This window comes from Planktothrix tepida PCC 9214, assembly GCF_900009145.1.
Taxonomy (GTDB): domain Bacteria; phylum Cyanobacteriota; class Cyanobacteriia; order Cyanobacteriales; family Microcoleaceae; genus Planktothrix; species Planktothrix tepida.
The window spans coordinates 1-314 of the sequence record NZ_LN889848.1; the positions used below are offsets into that span (position 1 = coordinate 1).

A 314-nucleotide genomic window follows, 5' to 3' on the forward strand; every position below is an offset into this window, starting at 1 on the left:
ACTTCTGTTATTACTAATATTAACGACTTACCCACAGGTAATGTTAGTATTACAGGAACAGCAACACAAAATCAAATTTTAACTGCAACCAATACCTTAGCAGATGCAGATGGTTTAGGCACATTAAATTATCAATGGCAAGAGTCAGCCGATAATGGAGTCACCTGGAGTGATATTAGTGGAGCGACTAATAATACCTTTACCTTATCTCAAACCCAAGTGGGGAAAAAGGTACAGGTCAAAGTTAGTTATACTGACCTATTAGGAACAGCAGAAACGGTTAATAGTAGTCCGACTTCTGTTGTTACTAATGT

1 protein-coding gene is annotated in these 314 nt (G+C 37.3%); it reads left to right on the forward strand.

Annotated features, from left to right (window positions below; genetic code table 11):
• The coding region (locus PL9214_RS31800; protein ID WP_186440513.1) for a DUF8696 domain-containing protein at nt 1–314 on the forward strand (314 nt) is incomplete at both ends.